The sequence below is a fragment of the Phaeobacter sp. A36a-5a genome, assembly GCF_037911135.1.
Taxonomy (GTDB): Bacteria; Pseudomonadota; Alphaproteobacteria; order Rhodobacterales; family Rhodobacteraceae; genus Phaeobacter; species Phaeobacter bryozoorum.
Genome location: NZ_JBBLYU010000001.1, coordinates 1,238,338 through 1,256,254 on the forward strand (window position 1 = coordinate 1,238,338; position 17,917 = coordinate 1,256,254).

Consider the following 17,917-nt stretch of genomic DNA (forward strand, 5'->3'; position numbering starts at 1 on the left):
ATGGCTGGCTATTTCGACGACATCGCAGCAATCACCTACAATCCAGATGGCGACGGGCTGGCCTATCGCCACTACAACCCCGATGAAATGATCATGGGCAAACGGATGGAGGATCACCTGCGCTTTGCCGTCTGCTACTGGCACAACTTTGTTTGGGAGGGGAACGACCCCTTTGGCGGGCAGACCTTTGATCGGCCGTGGTTCCCCGCCGATACCATGGATCTGGCGCGCATGAAGGCGGAGGCCGCCTTTGACATGTTCCGCATCCTCGGCGTGCCGTACTACTGTTTCCACGACCACGATATCCGGCCAGAAGGCGCAAGCCTCGCCGAAAGCCACAAACGCCTGAACCAGGTGGGCGATGTGCTGGAACAGAAAATGGCAGATGGCGGTCCGAAACTTCTGTGGGGGACGGCCAATATGTTCTCCAACCGCCGCTACATGGCCGGCGCCAGCACCAATCCCGACCCGGATGTCTTTGCCTATTGCGCCTCCACCGTGCGCGCCTGCATGGATCTGACCCATCGTCTGAACGGCGAGAACTATGTCCTTTGGGGCGGACGCGAGGGCTATGAAACCCTGCTCAACACCGATCTGTCGCGTGAGCTGGAGCAGATGGGCCGCTTCCTGTCGATGGTGGTCGATTACAAACACAAGATCGGCTTCAAAGGCGCGATCCTGATCGAGCCAAAGCCGCAGGAGCCGACCAAACACCAATATGACTACGACGTGGCCACCGTTTACGGCTTCCTCAAACGCTTTGGTCTTGAGGATGAGGTGAAGGTGAACATTGAACAGGGTCACGCCATCCTCGCCGGTCACAGCTTTGAACATGAGATCGCCATGGCCAATGCGCTGGGGATCTTTGGCTCCATCGACATGAACCGCAACGACTACCAGTCCGGCTGGGACACCGATCAGTTCCCCAACAACGTGCCGGAGGTGGCGCTGGCCTATTATGAAATTCTGCGCGGCGGTGGCTTTACCAGCGGCGGCACCAATTTCGATGCCAAGCTGCGCCGTCAGTCGCTGGATGCCGAGGATCTGATCGCGGCCCATGTGGGGGCCATGGACGTCTGCGCGCGGGGGCTACGCGCCGCCGCTGCCTTGCTGGAAAGTGATAGCCTCGAGGCCAAGCGCCGCGACCGTTACGCCGGTTGGACCACTGCCGAGGCGCAGGCCTATCTGGCCGAGGGCGCAACGCTGGAGGCCATCGCCGATCAGGCCGAGGCCAGGGCGCTTGATCCGCAGCCGGTCTCTGGCCGTCAGGAACAGCTGGAGGCGGTGGTCAACCGCTTCGTCTGAGGCGGCAGGACCACGGCGTAATGGGGAGAGGGCACAGATATGTATCTTGGCATTGATCTTGGCACATCGGGGCTACGCGCGCTGATGACCGATGCGGCGGGCAGGCCCGTCGCCTCGGCTGAGGCGCAGTACTGCGTGCAGACCCCCCATCCCGGCTGGTCGGAACAGGATCCCGGCGACTGGATCACGGCGCTGGATCGCGCGATGGACCAGCTGCGGGATACCCCCGGCTATGGTCAGATATGCGGCATTGCAGTGGCAGGGCATATGCACGGTGCGGTGCTGCTGGACGGCGCAGATCAGGTGCTGCGGCCCTGCATCCTGTGGAACGACACCCGTTCCGCCGCTGAGGCGGCTGAGCTGGACGCAACGGCGCAGGTCCGCGATCTGAGCGGCAATATCGTCTTTCCGGGGTTCACCGCGCCGAAACTTTTGTGGGTGCAGCGCCACGAGCCGGAGATTTTTGCCAATACGGCCAAGGTCCTGCTGCCTGCGGCCTATCTGAACCTGCATCTGACCGGGCGCCATGTGGCTGACATGTCCGACAGCGCAGGCACCTCCTGGCTGGATGTGGGCGCGCGGGACTGGTCGGAGCCCCTGCTGCGCGCGGGTCGCATGCGGCGCGATCAAATGCCGGATCTGGTCGAGGGCTGCGAGCCTGGTGGTACCCTGCGTCCCGAACTGGCCGCGCGCTGGGGATTTGGCAAAGACGTGACCGTGGCCGGTGGCGCAGGCGACAATGCCGCTGCGGCCTGTGGCACCGGGGTGATGGCACCGGGGCAGGGGTTTGTCTCGCTTGGCACCTCCGGTGTGGTGCTGACCGCGCGAGACGGGTTCCACCCGGATCCGGCAACGGCGGTGCATACCTTCTGTCACGCGATCCCGGAGCGCTGGTATCAGATGGGGGTGATGCTCTCGGCCACCGATTGCCTGAACTGGCTGGGCCGGATCACCGGACGCAGCCCTGCGGATCTGACAGCAGGTCTTGGCGATCAGCTGCGCCCCCCCGGCGAGGTGACATTCCTTCCCTATCTCTCCGGTGAGCGCACGCCGCATAACTCGGCAAGCCTGCGCGGTGGGTTTCAGGGGCTGTCGGTCGCGACCACGCCCGAGGATATGGCCCGTGCGGTGATGGAGGGTGTCTGCTACGGGCTGCGCGACTGTCTGGCGGCGCTGCGCAGCACCGGCGCTGAGCTGGACAGCTGTCTGGTCATCGGCGGCGGCAGCAGATCACCCTATTGGGTCAAGCTGCTGGCCACGGTGCTGGACCTGCCGCTGCATCTCCCGCAGGGGGGTGAGTTCGGCGCCGCGCTTGGTGCGGCGCGACTGGCCCGGCTGGCGGTGACAGGTGAGGATCCCGCCGAGGTTCTGACCGCGCCGCAGATCGCGCGCACGGTCACCCCCGATGCTGCCCTGCGCGATGGTTTTGACGCAGCCTATGCAACCTTTCGCCAGCGGGTCAGCGACATGATCTGAGCGCTGGTCGGCGCCTCAGGCGGCGTCACGGGCCGGGCGAATCGTAAATCAGCCCGTGGTGGCGACAAGTTGTCTAAAATTCTCCCCATTGTTGCGCGCCGTGGGACAACCCCTGCGCCCAGCGGTTCGCGTGATGGATCTGACAGAGGGCGGCTGTGCGCTCTGATGATCTGCCATTGTTTGCAGGATGGCGACAAACGGCGGTTGTTTCGCGGCGGTGACGGCAGATCCTGCGGGATCGCGCGGTGGCGGCGGTCAGACCGGAAACAATCCCCGGCCTCTGGGGAGGGGATCATCGGTCGGCCGGGCCGGCGGATGCACGCTGATTAAGATTTTGTTCTTTTTTAGGCAGATTTGCCCGCGTAGGGTAATCCCATGCTGCCACAGGATGAGTGGCGCTCTCTTCAAAGCTGTACCCCGAGGTGTGGCGCCCCTTTGCAATACCAAGGCAGGCTAGGGACCGGTTGCACGGCTGTGCGACCGGGGTGGTCGGGCTTTGGGACGGAGATCATGACGTGCCTTGCTTTACGCCCGGAACAACTGTTGCGACCCCTCAGGGGAGCTGCGCTGTCGAGGATCTGAGCGTCGGGGACCGTGTGGTGACCCGTGACAATGGTCTGCAGCCCATTCGCTGGATCGGGCGGCGGAGGCTGGATCGCAGCGCCCTGCAGGCGGCGGCACATCTGCAACCGGTGCTGATCGCGGCAGGGTCGCTTGGCAACGGGATGCCGGAGCGGGATCTGCTGCTCAGCCCGAGCCATCGGGTGCTGATCGGCAATGACAAGACTGCGTTTTATTTCGAGAATCGCGAGATACTGGTCGCGGCCAAACATCTGACCGGATTGTCCGGGGTCGATGCGGTAGAGACCACCAGCATCGACTATCTGCATTTTGTCTGTGAGGACCATCAGGTGGTCTGTGCCGACGGGGCGTGGATCGAGTGTTTTCAGCCTGCCGACCAGTCCCAGCGCGGGTTGGATCGCGCCCAGCGCGATGAGGTGCTGATGCTGTTTCCCGAGTTGCAGACACGGCCGCCGGTGCCCGGTGCGCCCGCTGCGCAGCAGTCGCGCCGACGGCCGGGGTGCAAGGCGGGGGCGCAGTGGTTCATCCACTAGCCCTGTGTAGCCCTGTGGCCTAATCGCTTTTGAATGTCGTGCGCGCGCGGCGCCAGGCCGTCCACGCCTCGGGTGTGTCCAGATCGGTGAGCGCATGGGCCTCGGGCAGCGGCACCGGGTGAATGGTCTCTCCCTGATCCTGTGCAGCCTTTAGAACCGCGCGGGCGCCCTGATCGCCGCTGAGCTGGCCGAGCGCGGCGAAATACCGGCGGGGAAAGACCACCGGATGTCCAAACCGCTCCTGCGCCCCGGTGATTGGGCCTGTGGCTGCACCGGTTGCTGTCCCGGTCGCGCGCAGGATCCGGTCTGGCAGCGCCATAGCGCTGCCCGCGACCTGAGCCAGATCGGCTTGCGTCAACTCCGGCATATCGGCAGGCAGGATCATCACCGTCTCGTAGCTCTTGGTCAGACCTGCGATGCCTGAGCGAATGGAGGCGGCCATGCCCTCCTGCGCGTCCGGCACAAAGAGCGCTGTTGCAGCGGGGCAGGCGCGGCTGAGCAGCTGGGCTCTTGGGTGGGGTGCGGCTGGCAAGGTGACATAGGTGTCCTGCCCGGTGCCAAGGGCCGCCCCGCAGATCCGGGCCAGAAGCGGTGTTCCGTCGATCTCCTCCAGCAGTTTGTCACGCCCGCGCATCCGCGAGGCGCTGCCGGCAGCGAGGATCAGAATGGCGATGGCGGTCATATCTGTCGCCTCCCTGGCGTGGTGCCGCGCTGTCGGAAGCCTCCGGCGGGGATATTTAGGGCCAGAAGAGGAGAGGGGTCCAGAAAAAGTGACAGGGCAGGTCAGTGAGGCTGACATAATGTTTCGCGTGCGAAACATTGGGGCCGGGGCAGGACCCATCTGTTGCGCGAAAGCGGCGGCCCGGCGCGCGCCGACATGGCAACAGTGGGGGAGACGGGTCAGAAATATTGACCCGCCTGCTGCTGTCAGCCGCGCATCCGGGCGCCGTCGGCATCAAACAGCGGCCTGGTGATCAGTCGGGCCTTGTGCATCTTGCCCAGGATCTCGATCTCGACCGCCAGACCCTCTTCAGCGCGGTCGGTGGGGACAAAGCCGAGTGCGATGGATTTCTGCGCGTGGTGGGAGTAGCCGCCGGAGGTGCAGAAGCCCACAACTGCGCCGTCCAGCCAGATCGGCTCATAGGCGGTCACATCTGCGTCGTCAGCCTCCACCTCAAAGGCGCAGAGCCGGCGGGCTGGCGGTGTGTCGCGTCCGGCCTCAGCCGCGGCGCGGCCAATGAAATCAACGGGTTTCTTGAAGGAGATAAAGCGGTCCAAGCCGGTTTCCGCCGCCGTGTAATCGGGAGAGAATTCGCGCAGCCAGGAGCCGAAGAACTTGTCCAGGCGCAGCGACATCATCGCCCGCATGCCGAAGGGCTTCATGCCGTGGGGCTGGCCTGCAGTCCACAGCGCGTCCCACAGGGCGCGCTGGCTGGGCAGGTCGCAGTAGATTTCATAGCCCAGATCCCCGGTATAGCTGACCCGCTGCACGATGCAGTCGGCCATGCCCAAGTTCAGGCGGCGCACATCCATGAAGCGCATGTCCGAGATGTCTTGCCTTGTGCAGGCTTGCAGGACCGCGCGCGCGCGGGGGCCTGCGATCTGGAAGCCTGTGCGGGTGTCGGAGATGTTTTCCAGCTGAACGCCCGCGTCCAGGTTCTGCAGGAACCAGCGCATATGATAGGCCTGCGCGCCGTAAGAGGCGGTGAGCTGGAACTCGTCCTCGGACAGGCAGGAGATGGTGAAATCACCGATCAGGCGACCCTTGGGCGACAGCATCGGGGTCAGCGACAGGCGGCCCGGCTGTGGCACCCGGCCGGCCATGATGCGGTCGAGCCAGGCGCGGGCGCCGGCGCCTTTGACCAGGTATTTGCCGAAGTTGTGGACCTCGTTGATGCCGAGGTTTTCGCGCACCGCTTTGACTTCGCGTGCGGTGGCCGCGAACGCGTTGGAGCGGCGGAAGGAGGGGGTTTCATAGCGCGGCTCGTCGCCTGTGGCGAAGTAGTTCGGCACCTCCAGCCCGTATTGCGCGCCCCAGACCGCGCCCATGCCATCGAAGATGTCATACATCGGGGTGCTGCGGAACGGGCGGGCCGCGGGCAGCTCCTCGTTCGGGTAGGCGATGGAGAAGCGTTTCTGATAGTTTTCAATAACTTTGGGCCGAGTATAGCCCGGAGTGATCCAGCCGCCGAAGCGGGCGCAGTCCATTGCAAAGGTATCGCGCTCGCATTCGCCTTCAACCATCCATTGCGCCAGCATCAACCCGACGCCGCCGCCCTGGCTAAAGCCGGCCATGACGGCGCAGGCGGACCAGTAGTTGCGCATCCCCGGCACCGGGCCGACCAGCGGGTTACCGTCGGGGGCAAAGGTGAAGGGGCCGTGGATCACCGATTTGACGCCTGCGCGTTCGAGCGCCGGGAAGCGTTTGTAGGCGAAGGCGATGCTGTCCTCGATCTTGTCGAAATCATCGGGCAGCAGTTCGTGGCCGAAGTCCCATGGCGTGCCATCGACGGCCCAGGGTTTGCAGGGCTGTTCATAGAAGCCGATGCAGAGGCCGCGGCCTTCCTGACGGAGGTAGCTTTCGCCGGCCGGGTCCATCACATGCGGATGCTCGCCCCCTGCGTTGATGATTTCGGCGATCTCCGGCACCTCGTCGGTGACGATATATTGATGCTCCATCGGGTGCAGGGGCATGTAGATGCCGGCCATGGCGCCCACCTCGCGCGCCCAGAGGCCGCCGGCGTTGACGATATGTTCGGCGTGCACTGTGCCCTTGTCTGTGACCACATCCCAGCTGCCATCGGGGCGCTGGCTGGTCTCGATCACCTTGCAGTGGGTTTCAATCGTGGCGCCGCCCATGCGCGCGGCGCGGGCATAGGCGTGGGTGGTGCCGGAGGGGTCGAGGTGGCCATCGAGCGGGTCATACAAACCGCCGATGATGCCGTCGATATTGGTGACCGGGGCGATTTTCTTGATCTCCTCGGGAGAGATGATCTCGGTTTCCAGCCCCATGAACCGGTGCTTGGCGCGCTCCGCCTTCAGCATGTCGAAGCGTTCCTGGTTGTCCGCGAGGGTGACGCCGCCGACATGGTGCAACCCGCAGGACATGCCGGTGATCTCCTCCAGCTCCTTGTAGAGCTTGATGGTGTAGCCCTGCAGCGCCGCCATGTTGGTGTCGCCGTTCAGCGTATGGAAGCCGCCCGCCGCGTGCCAGGTGGAGCCTGAGGTCAGCTCCGAGCGTTCCAGCAGCAGGACATCGGACCAGCCGAGCTTGGTCAGGTGATAGAGCACCGAGCACCCCACAACGCCGCCACCGATCACCGCTACCCGTGTTGTCGTCTTCATCTTGCATCCCCCACTGGCTGTTTGCGGTTATTCTGGACAGATGTGTTTAGTAGTCCAGCAAAAACGCGACATCAGCCGTCGGGATTGAGCGCTGCAAGGACGAACCGGGCGTCAGCCGTGGGGCGCTGCATCAAAAAAAGCCGCCACCCGGTGGGGCGGCGGCCTGATGATGCGGGGGCGCGGTTGCGTTATTGCAGCGGGCGGATTTTCAGCTCCGTCACGCGGTTGCCGTCGCGGGCGGTGACCTCAAAGCGGAAATTATGGAAGGAAAAGACCTGCCCCACGACGGGGATTGTCTGCGCCTCGTGAATGACCAGACCGGCGATGGTGTTGGCCTCGTCATCGGGCAGCGACCAATCGGTTGCGCGGTTGAGATCGCGAATGGTGGTGGCGCCATCGACCAGATAGTTGCCGTCGCTGGTTTTCTTCACCACGGTTTCCTCATCCGGGTCGAATTCATCGGTGATCTCGCCGACGATTTCCTCAAGGATGTCTTCCAGGGTGATCAGGCCCTGCAGGGTGCCGTATTCATCGACCACCAGCGCAAAATGGGTGCGTGCGCGCAGGAACTGGCGCATCTGTTCATCCAGTGTGGTGGTTTCCGGGACGAAATAGGGCGGTTTGGTCACGCTGGTGATATTGAAGTTGCGCAGCGAGGCGGCATCGCCGTCGGGGCCGCCGATCTGGGCGTACATCTCCCGCAGAAGATCCTTGGCATGGAGCACGCCTATGATGTTCTCCGGCTCGTCCTTGAACACCGGCAGGCGGGTGTGCGGCGAGGTCAGACATTGTTCGAGGATCTTCTGTGGCTCAAGGCTGGCGTCGATCATCTCGATATTGGAGCGGTGCAGCATGATTTCCTCGACAAACCGGTCGGAGAGATCAAGGGCGCCAAGGATCCGGTCGCGGTCTTCCTTTTCGACCACGCCTTCGGAGTGGCCAAGGTGCAGGGCGCCGGCGATTTCCTCGCGGACGGCCATGATGTGGCTGTTGGGGTCGATGCGTACGCCAAACAGGCGCAGCACACCGCGCACCAGAAGGCGGACGGCCCCCACCACGGGGGCCAGCAGCGTGACCAATATGCCAATCGGAGGGGCAACGGCGGCGGCGGCTTTCTCGGCATTGGAGATGGCGTAGGTCTTGGGCAGGACCTCGGCAAAGATCAGCACCAGAAGGGTCATGACCAGGGTGGCCAGCGCGACACCGCTTTCGCCCAAGGCGCGGGTGAACAGCGCGGTGGCCAGCGAGGTGGCGAGGATATTCACCAGGTTGTTGCCCAAGAGGATCGAGCCGATCAGCCGTTCGCTGTCTTCGGTGATCGCCAGTGCACGTTTGGCGCCGTTGGAGCCCTTGTCGGCCTGCGAACGCAGCTTGCCCCGCGAAGAGGCTGTCAATGCGGTCTCGGAGCCAGAGAAAAACCCCGACAGAACCAGCAGAAAGACAATTGCGCCGGCGGTGGTCCAGAAGGTGGAATCGACAAAGGTCGTGGTGCTGTCCATCAGAGTCCCGAAAGAAATGTTGTGATCCCCATGGTTATGGGGTGCCGACCGCTCTGTCGCAAGGGGGGAGGTGGCGCGCTCGCGCCGTGCGGGAGCTATTCTGTTCCCGACAGGTCGGTTTTACCCGGTGGGGCGGGGTGATCGGCAGCCCCGGCAGGGCGGGCCAGCGGGTGATGGTCCAGCACCAGCTCGCTCAGCCGGGCGTCCAGCACATGGGTGTAGATCTCGGTGGTGGCAATATCGGCATGGCCAAGCAGTGCCTGGATCGCCCGCAGATCGGCGCCATTGGTCAGAAGATGCGTGGCAAAGGCGTGGCGGAGGGTATGGGGCGACACCGCTTCGGGCGCGATGCCCCCGACGACGGCAAATTCCTTGATCAGCAGATAGAACCGATGCCGGGTCAGATGGCCGGATTTGCCACGCGACGGGAACAGGAAACGCGAGGGGGCGGCCCCTTTGGCAACGGCGGCCTCCTCAGCGGTGTCGCGCGCGGTAAGCCAGGCCGCCAGCGCATCGCGGGCCGGCGGCGACAGCGGCACCATGCGTTCCTTGCCGCCCTTGCCCAGCACCAGCAACATGCGCGGATCGCCCCGCGCAGCCGCCACCGGCAGGCCAACCAGCTCGCTCACCCGCATGCCGGTGGCATAGAGCAGCTCCATCAGGCAGGTGTTGCGCAGCCGGTCGGCGGTGCTGCGGCCAGACTGGCGGGCGGCATAGAGCAACCGGTCGACCTCGATCACCTCAAGGGTCTTGGGCAGGGCCTTCTGGCGTCCCGGCCCCTTGATCTGGATCGCGGGATTGTCGCTGCGCCAGCCTTCGTCAAAGGCAAAGCGGTAGATCTGCTTGATCGCGGAGAGGCGGCGGGCGCGGGTGGCGCGGGCCAGCCCTTCGGCGTCGCAGGAGATCAGATAGGCTTCGATATCATCGCGGGAGGCCCTGCCAAAACCGAGGTTTTTATGGGCAAGCCAGCTGGCGACATCCTTCAGATCGCGGCCATAGGCCAGCAAGGTGTTGCGCGCCGCACCGAGATCGGCGGCCTGCGCATCCAGAAAGGTGGAGATCCATTGCAGATCATCCTGCGGGGCATGGGCGGGGCTGCTCATCGGGGAGGGGCCATGGCGGCGGGCCTAGCGGCGGTTCAGCAGCAGCAGCTGCAAGGCGGCGCGGCGGGCGGTATCCTCGAGTCCGACGGCGCGGAAGGTTGCCAGCGCATCGGTGAGATCGCCGAGATTGCCCTCGGCGCCCTGGGCAAAGAGCTGCATCGCGCGCAGGATCGATTCGCCGAGCTGGCCATTGTCCAGCAGGCGCTGAAGCTTGCGGGGGGCAGCACTTTCGGGGGCAAAGGCGGCGGCGATCGCCTGCTCAAGACCGCTATGTGCCAGCTCGGCCGTCGGCACGCCCTGCGCCACCGCCGCGACAAATGCGGCGTGGCCCTTCAGATCCGGCAGGCTGTGGGAGGCGGTTTCATAGGTCGGGGCCAGCAGGCGGATGCGCCAGGCCAGCTGTGCGGCGCTGCCCTCCAGCGGGATCCGCGCCAGCCGGTCGGCAAAAAGATCGGCAAAGGCGGTTTCGATCTCAGCGGTGCGCATGGCCTGCCAGACCTTTGGCAGGGTCTTGCTGACGGCCTCGGCGCTGCCGGTTTCGAGTGCGGTTTCAAAGCGTTGCAGCGCCGCAACCCGGTCCCAGATGCCGCCGGACGCCGCGGGGGCGCGTTCGGAATAGAGCCCCAGCAGATGATTGGGGTTCAGCGCGCCGATGCGGGTCAGCCGTTCAGCCGCTTCCAGCTGCGCCTTCCAGCCGGCGATATCGCGCAGATCTGCCGCTGCAAACGCGCGGGGCAGATTGGCGGTCGGGCGGCGTTCTCCGATGGTTTCATACAGGCGGAAGGTCAGCGGATCCGGCGATTTGGGCGCTCGCAGGGGGGCGGCATCCTCGAACACATCGGGGTTGAGGAAGCGGTCCAGAAGGTCGAGCTGGCGGCTGTCGACCAGTTCAAGCGCATGGGCGGCCTCCAGCAGCAGCGCGGCGGTCGGCCAGTCGCCGAGCCGGGCGGCGCAGAAGATGCGGGCGGCGTAATCGGGCGCCAGATGCGGCTGTTCCTGCAGGGCACGGCAGGCGGTCTGCTCGTCACCGGTCAGCAGGGTGGCGTCGAACCAGCGCTTGAACCGGGCGGTGCTGCGGGTGGGGCCTGCCTGTTCGGCCAGGGCCTGCGCCGGGTCCGGGGCGCCAAGATCCATCAGCCGGTCCAGCCGCGCCAGCAGCAGCGTCTCGCCGCCCTCGGCAGGCGGGCGGGTTTCCGACAGCAGCAGGGTGAACATCAGCGACTGCATCGCCGGGGAGTTGCGCACAGGCACGGCGGCCAGCAGGGTGGCCAGCTCCTCGGCGCTGCTGCCGCGCCACAGGTCGACAGGCAGTCCGGTGGAGGCGGGTTTGACAAGGCCGACGGGCGCAACAAGGCTGGCGAGCGGCGTCACGGTGACCTCGGGGCGTCGGGCAGACCCGGCGACGGGTGGTTCCAGCAGAACGGTGCCGGGCAGCCCTGCATCCGGCGCCGGCGTGGCCAGCCAGTCGATGGCGGCGAGCGGATCATCCGGTTTTGCGGCCCGGCTGCCCGGTCGCGGCGTCTTGGCCGCGGGGGGCGTGGTTGATGGGGGCGTGGCAGCGGGTGCGGGGGGGCGCGTGGTCGCGGGCGATTGTGCCGGGGCCGAAGCGGCAAGGCCAACGCCGACCGCCACCCCGAGGCTCAGCGTCAGGGGGCGGGTCAGGGACGCGATCTGCGCCAGTCGCTGGGTGATCAGGGCGGGGGCGGCCTCGCATTCTCTGCCCGAGGGAGAGAGCACAGGGGCCGACTCACCGCGCCGTTTTCTAGTCGGCATTCAGAACCACCGGTTTGCGGACCTCGGAGGTGGGGGCGTCGAAATCCGCCCCGAACCACGGCCCGACATAGGCATAGATCACCAATCCGATCGCTGCCAGTATAACTAAATAAAGTAGGTATTTGATCAATCGCCCCATGGGTGTCCCGCTGACTGCTTCTTTGGCTTTTGTGCAAGTTATATATGGCCTTTTTAGCAATATCACGTCATTCACTGAAGAATGAGCGAAAAAGAGCAAACACTCAGTGGCGCGGGTGACCGCCGGGTGCCCGGAGCGCTGAAGAAGACCATCGTCATGGTGGGGATGATGGGGGCAGGGAAGACGGCCGTGGGCCGGGCCCTTGCTGCCCGTCTGAAGGCCCCGTTTCTGGACAGCGATCACGAAATCGAGGCCGCGGCCAACCGCACCATTCCCGAAATCTTTGCCCGCGATGGCGAGCCGTTCTTTCGGCAGAAGGAGCGCCAGGTCATCCGGCGTCTTCTGGATGAGGAGCGTGGCGTGCTGTCCACCGGCGGTGGTGCGTTCCTGGCCGAGGAAAACCGCAGGATCATCTCCGAACGCGGGGTCGCGATCTGGCTGAATGCGGATCTTGAGGTGCTGTGGAACCGGGTCAAACACCGCGACACGCGGCCCCTGCTGCGCACCAAGGATCCCCATGCGACGCTGTCGGCGCTCTATCATGAACGGGTGCCTTATTATGCGCAGGCGGATCTGACCGTGGTGTCGGACGGGCAGGCGTCGATAGATGAAATGGTGAACCGGGTGATCGAGGCGCTGCGCGCCCGCCCGGACGTGCTGGAGTGGATATGATGGTGCAGTTCAGCTTGGAACGGGTTGTGCATGTCGACCTGGGCGAGCGGGCCTATGACGTGGTGATCGGGCCGGATCTTCTTGCGGATGTGGGCGCGCGGCTGAAACCATTGCTGCGCCGTCCGAAAGTGGCGGTGCTGACCGATGAGACGGTGGCTGCGCATCATCTGGAGGCCTTGCAGGCCGGGCTAGCGGAAGCGGGCATCGAGATGGCGGCGCTGGCGCTGCCCCCCGGAGAAAGCACCAAGGGCTGGCCGCAGTTCAGCCGCGCTGTGGAATGGCTGCTGGAGCAGAAGGTCGAGCGCAATGACATCGTCATCGCCTTTGGCGGCGGCGTCATCGGCGATCTGGCCGGGTTTGCGGCGGCTGTGTTGCGCCGCGGGGTGCGGTTTGTGCAGATCCCGACGTCGCTGCTGGCGCAGGTCGACAGCTCCGTCGGCGGCAAGACCGGCATCAATGCGCCGCAGGGCAAGAACCTGATCGGGGCCTTTCATCAGCCCTCGCTGGTGCTGGCGGATACCGCGCTGCTGAGCACGCTGACGCCGCGCGATTTTCTGGCCGGCTATGGCGAGGTGGTCAAATACGGGCTGCTGGGGGATGCGGCGTTTTTCGACTGGCTGGAGGCGCAGGGGCCGACATTGGCGGCCGGTGCGCGCGCGGCACGGGTGGAGGCGGTGACCCGCTCGGTGCAGATGAAGGCCGATATCGTGGTGCGTGACGAGACCGAACAGGGCGACCGCGCGCTGCTTAATCTTGGCCATACCTTCTGTCATGCGCTGGAGGCGGCCACCGGATATGGTGACCGGCTGCTGCATGGCGAAGGGGTGGCGATCGGCTGCGCGCTGGCGTTTGAGCTGTCGGCGCGGTTGGGCCTGTGCAGCCAGGAAGACCCCAGCCGGGTGCGGGCGCATCTGAAGGCGATGGGGATGAAGACCGACCTCGCCGATATCCCCGGCGACCTGCCGGATGCCGAGGCGCTGCTGGCGCTGATGGGGCAGGACAAGAAGGTGGTCGATGGCCAGCTGCGGTTCATTCTGGCGCGCGGCATCGGCCATGCTTTTGTCACCGGGGACGTGCCGCCGGAGGCGGTGCTGGAGGTGCTGCGCGAGGCGCTGGCGCAGCGGTGACGGCCTGAGCGGCGGCGCTGGCCCAGACCTGATCCCGACGTGACGGCGCGCTGCTCGGCACGCCGTTCAACTGACGACAGCCCCTGCCATGGCGGGGGCTGTGTCATATGCCGGATGAGGATCTGGCCTGGCTGGCCTGAGGATCAGGCGACCCAGGATTCGTCGTCGTCGTCAACGCCAGCTTCGATATCTGCGGCGTCATGCTCGGCGGCGGCGGCCATCTGCGCCGCCATCTCTGCGTCGCTGTGCTCCTCCTGCGCTGAGGCGGGGGCTGCTGTGCCTTCCAGCTGAAAGGCGCCGATCATCGTGTTCAGCTCGCGTGCCTGCTGGAACAGCTGCGTGGCCGAGGCGGTGGTCTCCTCGGTCATGGCGGCATTGGTCTGCGTCATCTGTTCCATCTCGCCGACGGCGTGGTTCACCTCGCTCAGCTGGGTCGACTGGGTCTCCAGCCCCTTTGCAATCGAGACGATCAGTTCGGAAATCGCGCTCACCTGGGTGCTGACCTCGGACATGGCGCTGCCGGCAGAGCCGACGAGGCTGGATCCGGTATTGACCTGCGCCGAGCTGCGGGCGGTGATTTCGTCGATCTGCGACACCGCATCGGAGCAGCGCTGTGCCAGCCGCTGCACCTCGCTGGCGACCACCGCGAATCCGCGACCGGCCTCACCGGCGCGCGCCGCCTCGACCCCGGCATTGAGCGCCAGCAGATTGGTCTGGAAGGCGATATCCTCAATCACCTTGGTGATCTGGGAAATCTCGTCGGAGGAGGCGCGGATCTCCTCCATCGCGGTCACCGTTTTCTGAACGATCTCTTCGCAATCGTTGACCTTGTCCTGAGTGGTGCCGGCAATGGTCTCGGCCTCCTTGGCGTTGCTGGCGGATTCGCCAACGCTGGTGGTGATCTCGTTCATGGCATGGGTGGAGCGTTCGAGCGCGGCGGCCTGCGATTCGGTGCGCCGGGACAGATCATCCATATTGGCGGCAATGGTCTGGCTGTCGTCGCCAACCGACAGGGCGGCGCTGCGGACGGTGCTCATGGCATCCTGTAGCGAGGCGGCCAGTTCGTTGAAATCCATGCGCAGGCTTTTGAAATCTTCGGGGAAATGGTCTTTCAGACGGTAGACCAGAACCTTGTTGCTGAGTTGGCTCAGCGCTTCGGCGATGGCGTCGGAGACCAGTTTCTGTTCGGCCATCGCGCGGTCCAGATGATCATCGGCCGCGCGTTTTTCGAGGGCGTGACCGCGCAGGATTTCGGCCTGTCGCGCGATATTGCCGATCTCGTCCTTGCGCGATTTGCCGGAGATGTCGATCTCCAGCTCACCGGAGCTGATGCGCTCCAGCGCGGTGGTTACCATCCGCACCCCGCCTGCGATATCGCGGGCCATCACCAGCGCGCCAAGGCTTATCGCCACGATCACAAAGGAGAGGCCAGCCAGCGTCTGGTAGAAGGCATTGTTGTTGAACCTGTCGAAAGCCTCGAAATCGGCCATCAGCTGATCGCGGATCTCGGTTTCGACCTCTTTGACAATCTCAATCGCATTGGTGGCGATCTCGAACCACTCCTCGGCGGTCAGGTCCTGAGGGGTGCGACCGGCGAGCACATCCGACCGGATATTCGCAAAGGTCTGATAGGTTTCGCCTGCGGCCTGCCCGTCAAAAAGCTCGACGCTTTCGCTGTCGGACAGCTCATGGAAAACGCGCATGCGTTCTTTTGACTGCATATAGGAAATGAGCATCCGTGATTGCAGGTTTTCGGTCCAGCCATTGGCGAAGCCCTGGGCACCGACCGCACGCTGGATGCCATAGGCGTCTTTGGCCATCTGAAAATAGGTAAAGGCCATCGCACGCTCGGCCAGTTCGGTGTCGTGGACCAGCACCTCAAAGGCAAGGGCGGTTTCCAGCAGGTGGAGGTTCAGTTTGCTGTAGAATTCGACCGCTTCCGGCGCGCTGATGGCCCGATCCGCGATCTTGAGGCGCATGTCATCCAGGGCTTCCAGCTCGTCATGGGCGAGACTGACGAAGACACGCGTGTTGTCGTGCAACTGTGACAGATCGGCGGTTTCGATCACCTCCAGCATATGCTCGCGCAACTCCTGCGATGTCTGGCGCTGGGTTTCCAGCCGGGCAGGGAGCGCGGTCGCCTCGGTGGAGAGGAACTCCGCAGACATGCCGCGCTCCAGCTGTAGATTATGAACCAGCTCGCTCGCGGTCAGCATGATGTCCCGGGTCAGAGTGGTGTCGAAACTCGCCCGTTTGTTCAGCGTGTACAGCACCGCGCCGGATATCCCGATAATAATAAGGAGAGGCAACCCGATGAGGGTCATAATCTTTGCCCGGATGGACATACGCTGCAACAGTCGGCTGATCATACTCTACGCTCCGGCTTAACGTTATCGGTCCGCAAAACCGTAGGTTCGAGGTGCTAATAGAATATGTATTTTATCGCCCGATAGAGATTTTAGATAAAAGATGAATTCAAAATCGCCTTGTTTTGCTGGTCATTGGCTGGGATCAATCGCCGCCGCTATCGCTATGGGAACTAAGGGTTTTGCAAAAAAAATGCGCAGACCGATGGAGGTCTGCGCAGGAAAAACACCATTCGACCGGGCTTCTGGCGCCGGTTCGTGACTGTGATTCGCCCTTAGAACGGGATCTCGTCATCGTCGATATTATGCGATGCGCCGCCCTGGTTGCCGCCGCCGAAGCCGCCGCCCTGACCGCCGCCGCTGGGGCCGCTGTCGTAGCCACCGCCGCCGCCATAGCTGCCGCCGCCCTGACCGCCACCATAGCCGCTGCCACCACCCTGGCCGCCTTCGTTGCGGCCATCAAGCATGGTCAGCGTGCCGCCGATGCCCTGCAAGACCACCTCTGTCGAGTAGCGGTCCTGGCCGCTCTGGTCCTGCCATTTGCGGGTCTGCAGCTGGCCCTCGATATAGACCTTGGAGCCTTTGCGCAGATATTGTTCTGCCACGCGCACCAGACCTTCGGAGAAGATCGCGACCGAATGCCATTCGGTTTTTTCGCGACGCTCGCCGGTGTTGCGGTCTTTCCAGGTCTCGGAGGTTGCGATCCGCAGGTTGCAGACCTTGCCGCCGTTCTGGAAACTGCGCACTTCGGGATCACGGCCGAGGTTGCCGATCAGGATTACTTTGTTGACTGAGCCTGCCATGGGTCTGTCCTCTTGGTCTGGTCGTTCGGAGTCGCGAAAATCAGCAAAAGCCGGGAGGTCTACCCCTCCAGCTCAGCGGTTTCGGCGGGCCCCGTCGGGGTATGAAATCTGTCCGGTCCGAATCTGGTCGCGCCGGGTTGGCGGCCACACTACCGCTCCGGGTCGCCACATGAAAGTCGGCTGGCGGCGATATCTGAGGTCATCCTCATATTTTGCGCGAGAGGCGCCCGCATCACCGGCCGCAGCCGCAGGAAACGCGAAGGTTCTTTTCTTTTTAGTCAATCCGGATATAGTTTCGCGCAATCCAGGATACGGAAAATCAGGGACAGGGCAGGGCGTTTTATGCGTAGGCTGTTGGTGGGGGTCACGCTGGCCGGTGTTGTATCGGGCCAGATGGCAACGGCAGATATGTTCAGCACAAAGAGCCAGCGCAAGCTGTTTGCCTCGCACGCGCGGGTTCTGGATGAGCGCGCTGCCGGGCAGTACAAGAATTCGATCCGCCTGCAACCGCCCACCATCCATACGCCCTCCAAACACGGCAGCCTGCCGTATAGTGGCAAATATCGGGGCCAGTATCTGAACATTGCGCGGGCCGCGGCGCAGAAACACGGCGTGCCGGAGGATCTGTTTCTGCGACTGGTGCAGCAGGAAAGCGGCTGGAACCCGACGGCAAAATCCCACAAGGGCGCGCTGGGGCTGGCACAGCTGATGCCCGCCACCGCCAAGGCGCTTGGGGTGGACGCCACCGATCCCAGGCAGAACCTGGAAGGTGGCGCGCGCTATCTCGCCCGGCAATACCGCAAGTTCGGATCCTGGCGGCTGGCGCTGGCGGCCTATAACGCAGGCCCCGAAGCGGTGCGCAAACATGGCGGTGTGCCGCCCTACCGCGAGACCCAGAACTACGTGAAGAAGATCTGGGGCAGCTAAGCCTCTCCGGCAGGGGATTGCGCCAGAGTGACCGTAGCGCAGCAGCCGGACCACGCCGAGCCTGCGCGCTGGGGGCGCGCGCAATTGACCGGGGGTCTGCGTGTTTTGTCTGTTTGAAATCTGAGCTTCAAATCTGAAATTCTACGCAGTTTCGGCAGCAGCTTGCCGATTGTCCGGGGGATCGGCATTAATACGCTGATAATCTTCCTTAATGCCGCGTTAACTCCGTCTGGCTGCCAGAAAGTTGCCTTAATCTCTTGGCAACTA

General features: G+C 64.1%; 14 protein-coding genes. 6 read left to right on the plus strand and 8 right to left on the minus strand.

Features of this window, described 5'->3' with window-relative positions:
* The 3 genes from xylA to WLQ66_RS05865 all read left to right on the plus strand — a co-directional run bounded on the left by xylA (window position 1) and on the right by WLQ66_RS05865 (window position 3,896).
* Window positions 1-1,305, plus strand: a complete 1,305-nt coding sequence (gene xylA / locus WLQ66_RS05855; protein WP_340545420.1) for a xylose isomerase — start codon at window positions 1-3, stop codon at window positions 1,303-1,305.
* Between the two features lie 39 nt (window positions 1,306-1,344).
* Complete coding sequence (gene xylB / locus WLQ66_RS05860) at window positions 1,345-2,781, plus strand: xylulokinase (RefSeq protein ID WP_340545421.1); 1,437 nt, start codon at window positions 1,345-1,347, stop codon at window positions 2,779-2,781.
* A 515-nt stretch (window positions 2,782-3,296) separates the two neighbouring features.
* A complete protein-coding gene (locus WLQ66_RS05865) occupies window positions 3,297-3,896 on the plus strand; it encodes a Hint domain-containing protein (protein WP_340545422.1) in 600 nt (199 codons plus the stop codon).
* Window positions 3,897-3,915: 19 nt separating this feature from the next.
* Here the strand turns inward: WLQ66_RS05865 and WLQ66_RS05870 are convergent, their stop codons facing one another.
* The 6 genes from WLQ66_RS05870 to WLQ66_RS05895 all read right to left on the minus strand — a co-directional run bounded on the left by WLQ66_RS05870 (window position 3,916) and on the right by WLQ66_RS05895 (window position 11,755).
* A complete protein-coding gene (locus WLQ66_RS05870; protein WP_340545423.1) occupies window positions 3,916-4,578 on the minus strand; it encodes a nucleotidyltransferase family protein in 663 nt (220 codons plus the stop codon).
* Between the two features lie 245 nt (window positions 4,579-4,823).
* Window positions 4,824-7,241, minus strand: a complete 2,418-nt coding sequence (locus tag WLQ66_RS05875) for a GcvT family protein (protein ID WP_340545424.1) — start codon at window positions 7,239-7,241, stop codon at window positions 4,824-4,826.
* Between the two features lie 188 nt (window positions 7,242-7,429).
* A complete protein-coding gene (locus WLQ66_RS05880; protein WP_340545425.1) occupies window positions 7,430-8,740 on the minus strand; it encodes an HlyC/CorC family transporter in 1,311 nt (436 codons plus the stop codon).
* A gap of 95 nt (window positions 8,741-8,835) precedes the next feature.
* Window positions 8,836-9,843: a site-specific tyrosine recombinase XerD gene (locus tag WLQ66_RS05885; protein WP_340545426.1), complete on the minus strand. Its 1,008-nt coding sequence runs from the start codon at window positions 9,841-9,843 to the stop codon at window positions 8,836-8,838.
* A gap of 24 nt (window positions 9,844-9,867) precedes the next feature.
* Window positions 9,868-11,616, minus strand: a complete 1,749-nt coding sequence (locus WLQ66_RS05890; protein ID WP_340545427.1) for a hypothetical protein — start codon at window positions 11,614-11,616, stop codon at window positions 9,868-9,870.
* Entirely contained in the window at window positions 11,606-11,755 is a 150-nt protein-coding gene (locus WLQ66_RS05895) for a hypothetical protein (RefSeq protein WP_340545428.1), read from the minus strand. Before WLQ66_RS05895 ends, WLQ66_RS05890 begins: the two co-directional genes overlap by 11 nt.
* A gap of 81 nt (window positions 11,756-11,836) precedes the next feature.
* Between WLQ66_RS05895 and WLQ66_RS05900 the strand changes: the two genes are divergently transcribed.
* Together WLQ66_RS05900 and aroB are read left to right on the plus strand one after the other, a co-directional pair.
* The gene (locus tag WLQ66_RS05900) at window positions 11,837-12,427 is read left to right on the plus strand and encodes a shikimate kinase (protein ID WP_340545429.1); all 591 of its coding nucleotides are present in this window, start codon (window positions 11,837-11,839) and stop codon (window positions 12,425-12,427) included.
* Window positions 12,427-13,554: a 3-dehydroquinate synthase gene (gene aroB / locus WLQ66_RS05905; RefSeq protein ID WP_374015288.1), complete on the plus strand. Its 1,128-nt coding sequence runs from the start codon at window positions 12,427-12,429 to the stop codon at window positions 13,552-13,554. Before WLQ66_RS05900 ends, aroB begins: the two co-directional genes overlap by 1 nt.
* 143 nt (window positions 13,555-13,697) lie before the next feature.
* Here aroB and WLQ66_RS05910 read toward each other — a convergent pair whose 3' ends face one another.
* Both WLQ66_RS05910 and ssb read right to left on the minus strand, forming a co-directional pair.
* Window positions 13,698-15,923 (minus strand): methyl-accepting chemotaxis protein, encoded by a 2,226-nt coding sequence (locus tag WLQ66_RS05910; protein ID WP_340545430.1) that lies wholly within the window; start codon window positions 15,921-15,923, stop codon window positions 13,698-13,700.
* A gap of 272 nt (window positions 15,924-16,195) precedes the next feature.
* On the minus strand, window positions 16,196-16,723 hold the full coding sequence (ssb, locus tag WLQ66_RS05915; protein WP_340545431.1) for a single-stranded DNA-binding protein: 528 nt from the start codon (window positions 16,721-16,723) through the stop codon (window positions 16,196-16,198).
* Window positions 16,724-17,065: 342 nt separating this feature from the next.
* Between ssb and WLQ66_RS05920 the strand changes: the two genes are divergently transcribed.
* Window positions 17,066-17,650 (plus strand): lytic transglycosylase domain-containing protein, encoded by a 585-nt coding sequence (locus WLQ66_RS05920; protein WP_340545432.1) that lies wholly within the window; start codon window positions 17,066-17,068, stop codon window positions 17,648-17,650.
* Window positions 17,651-17,917: the final 267 nt, after the last annotated feature.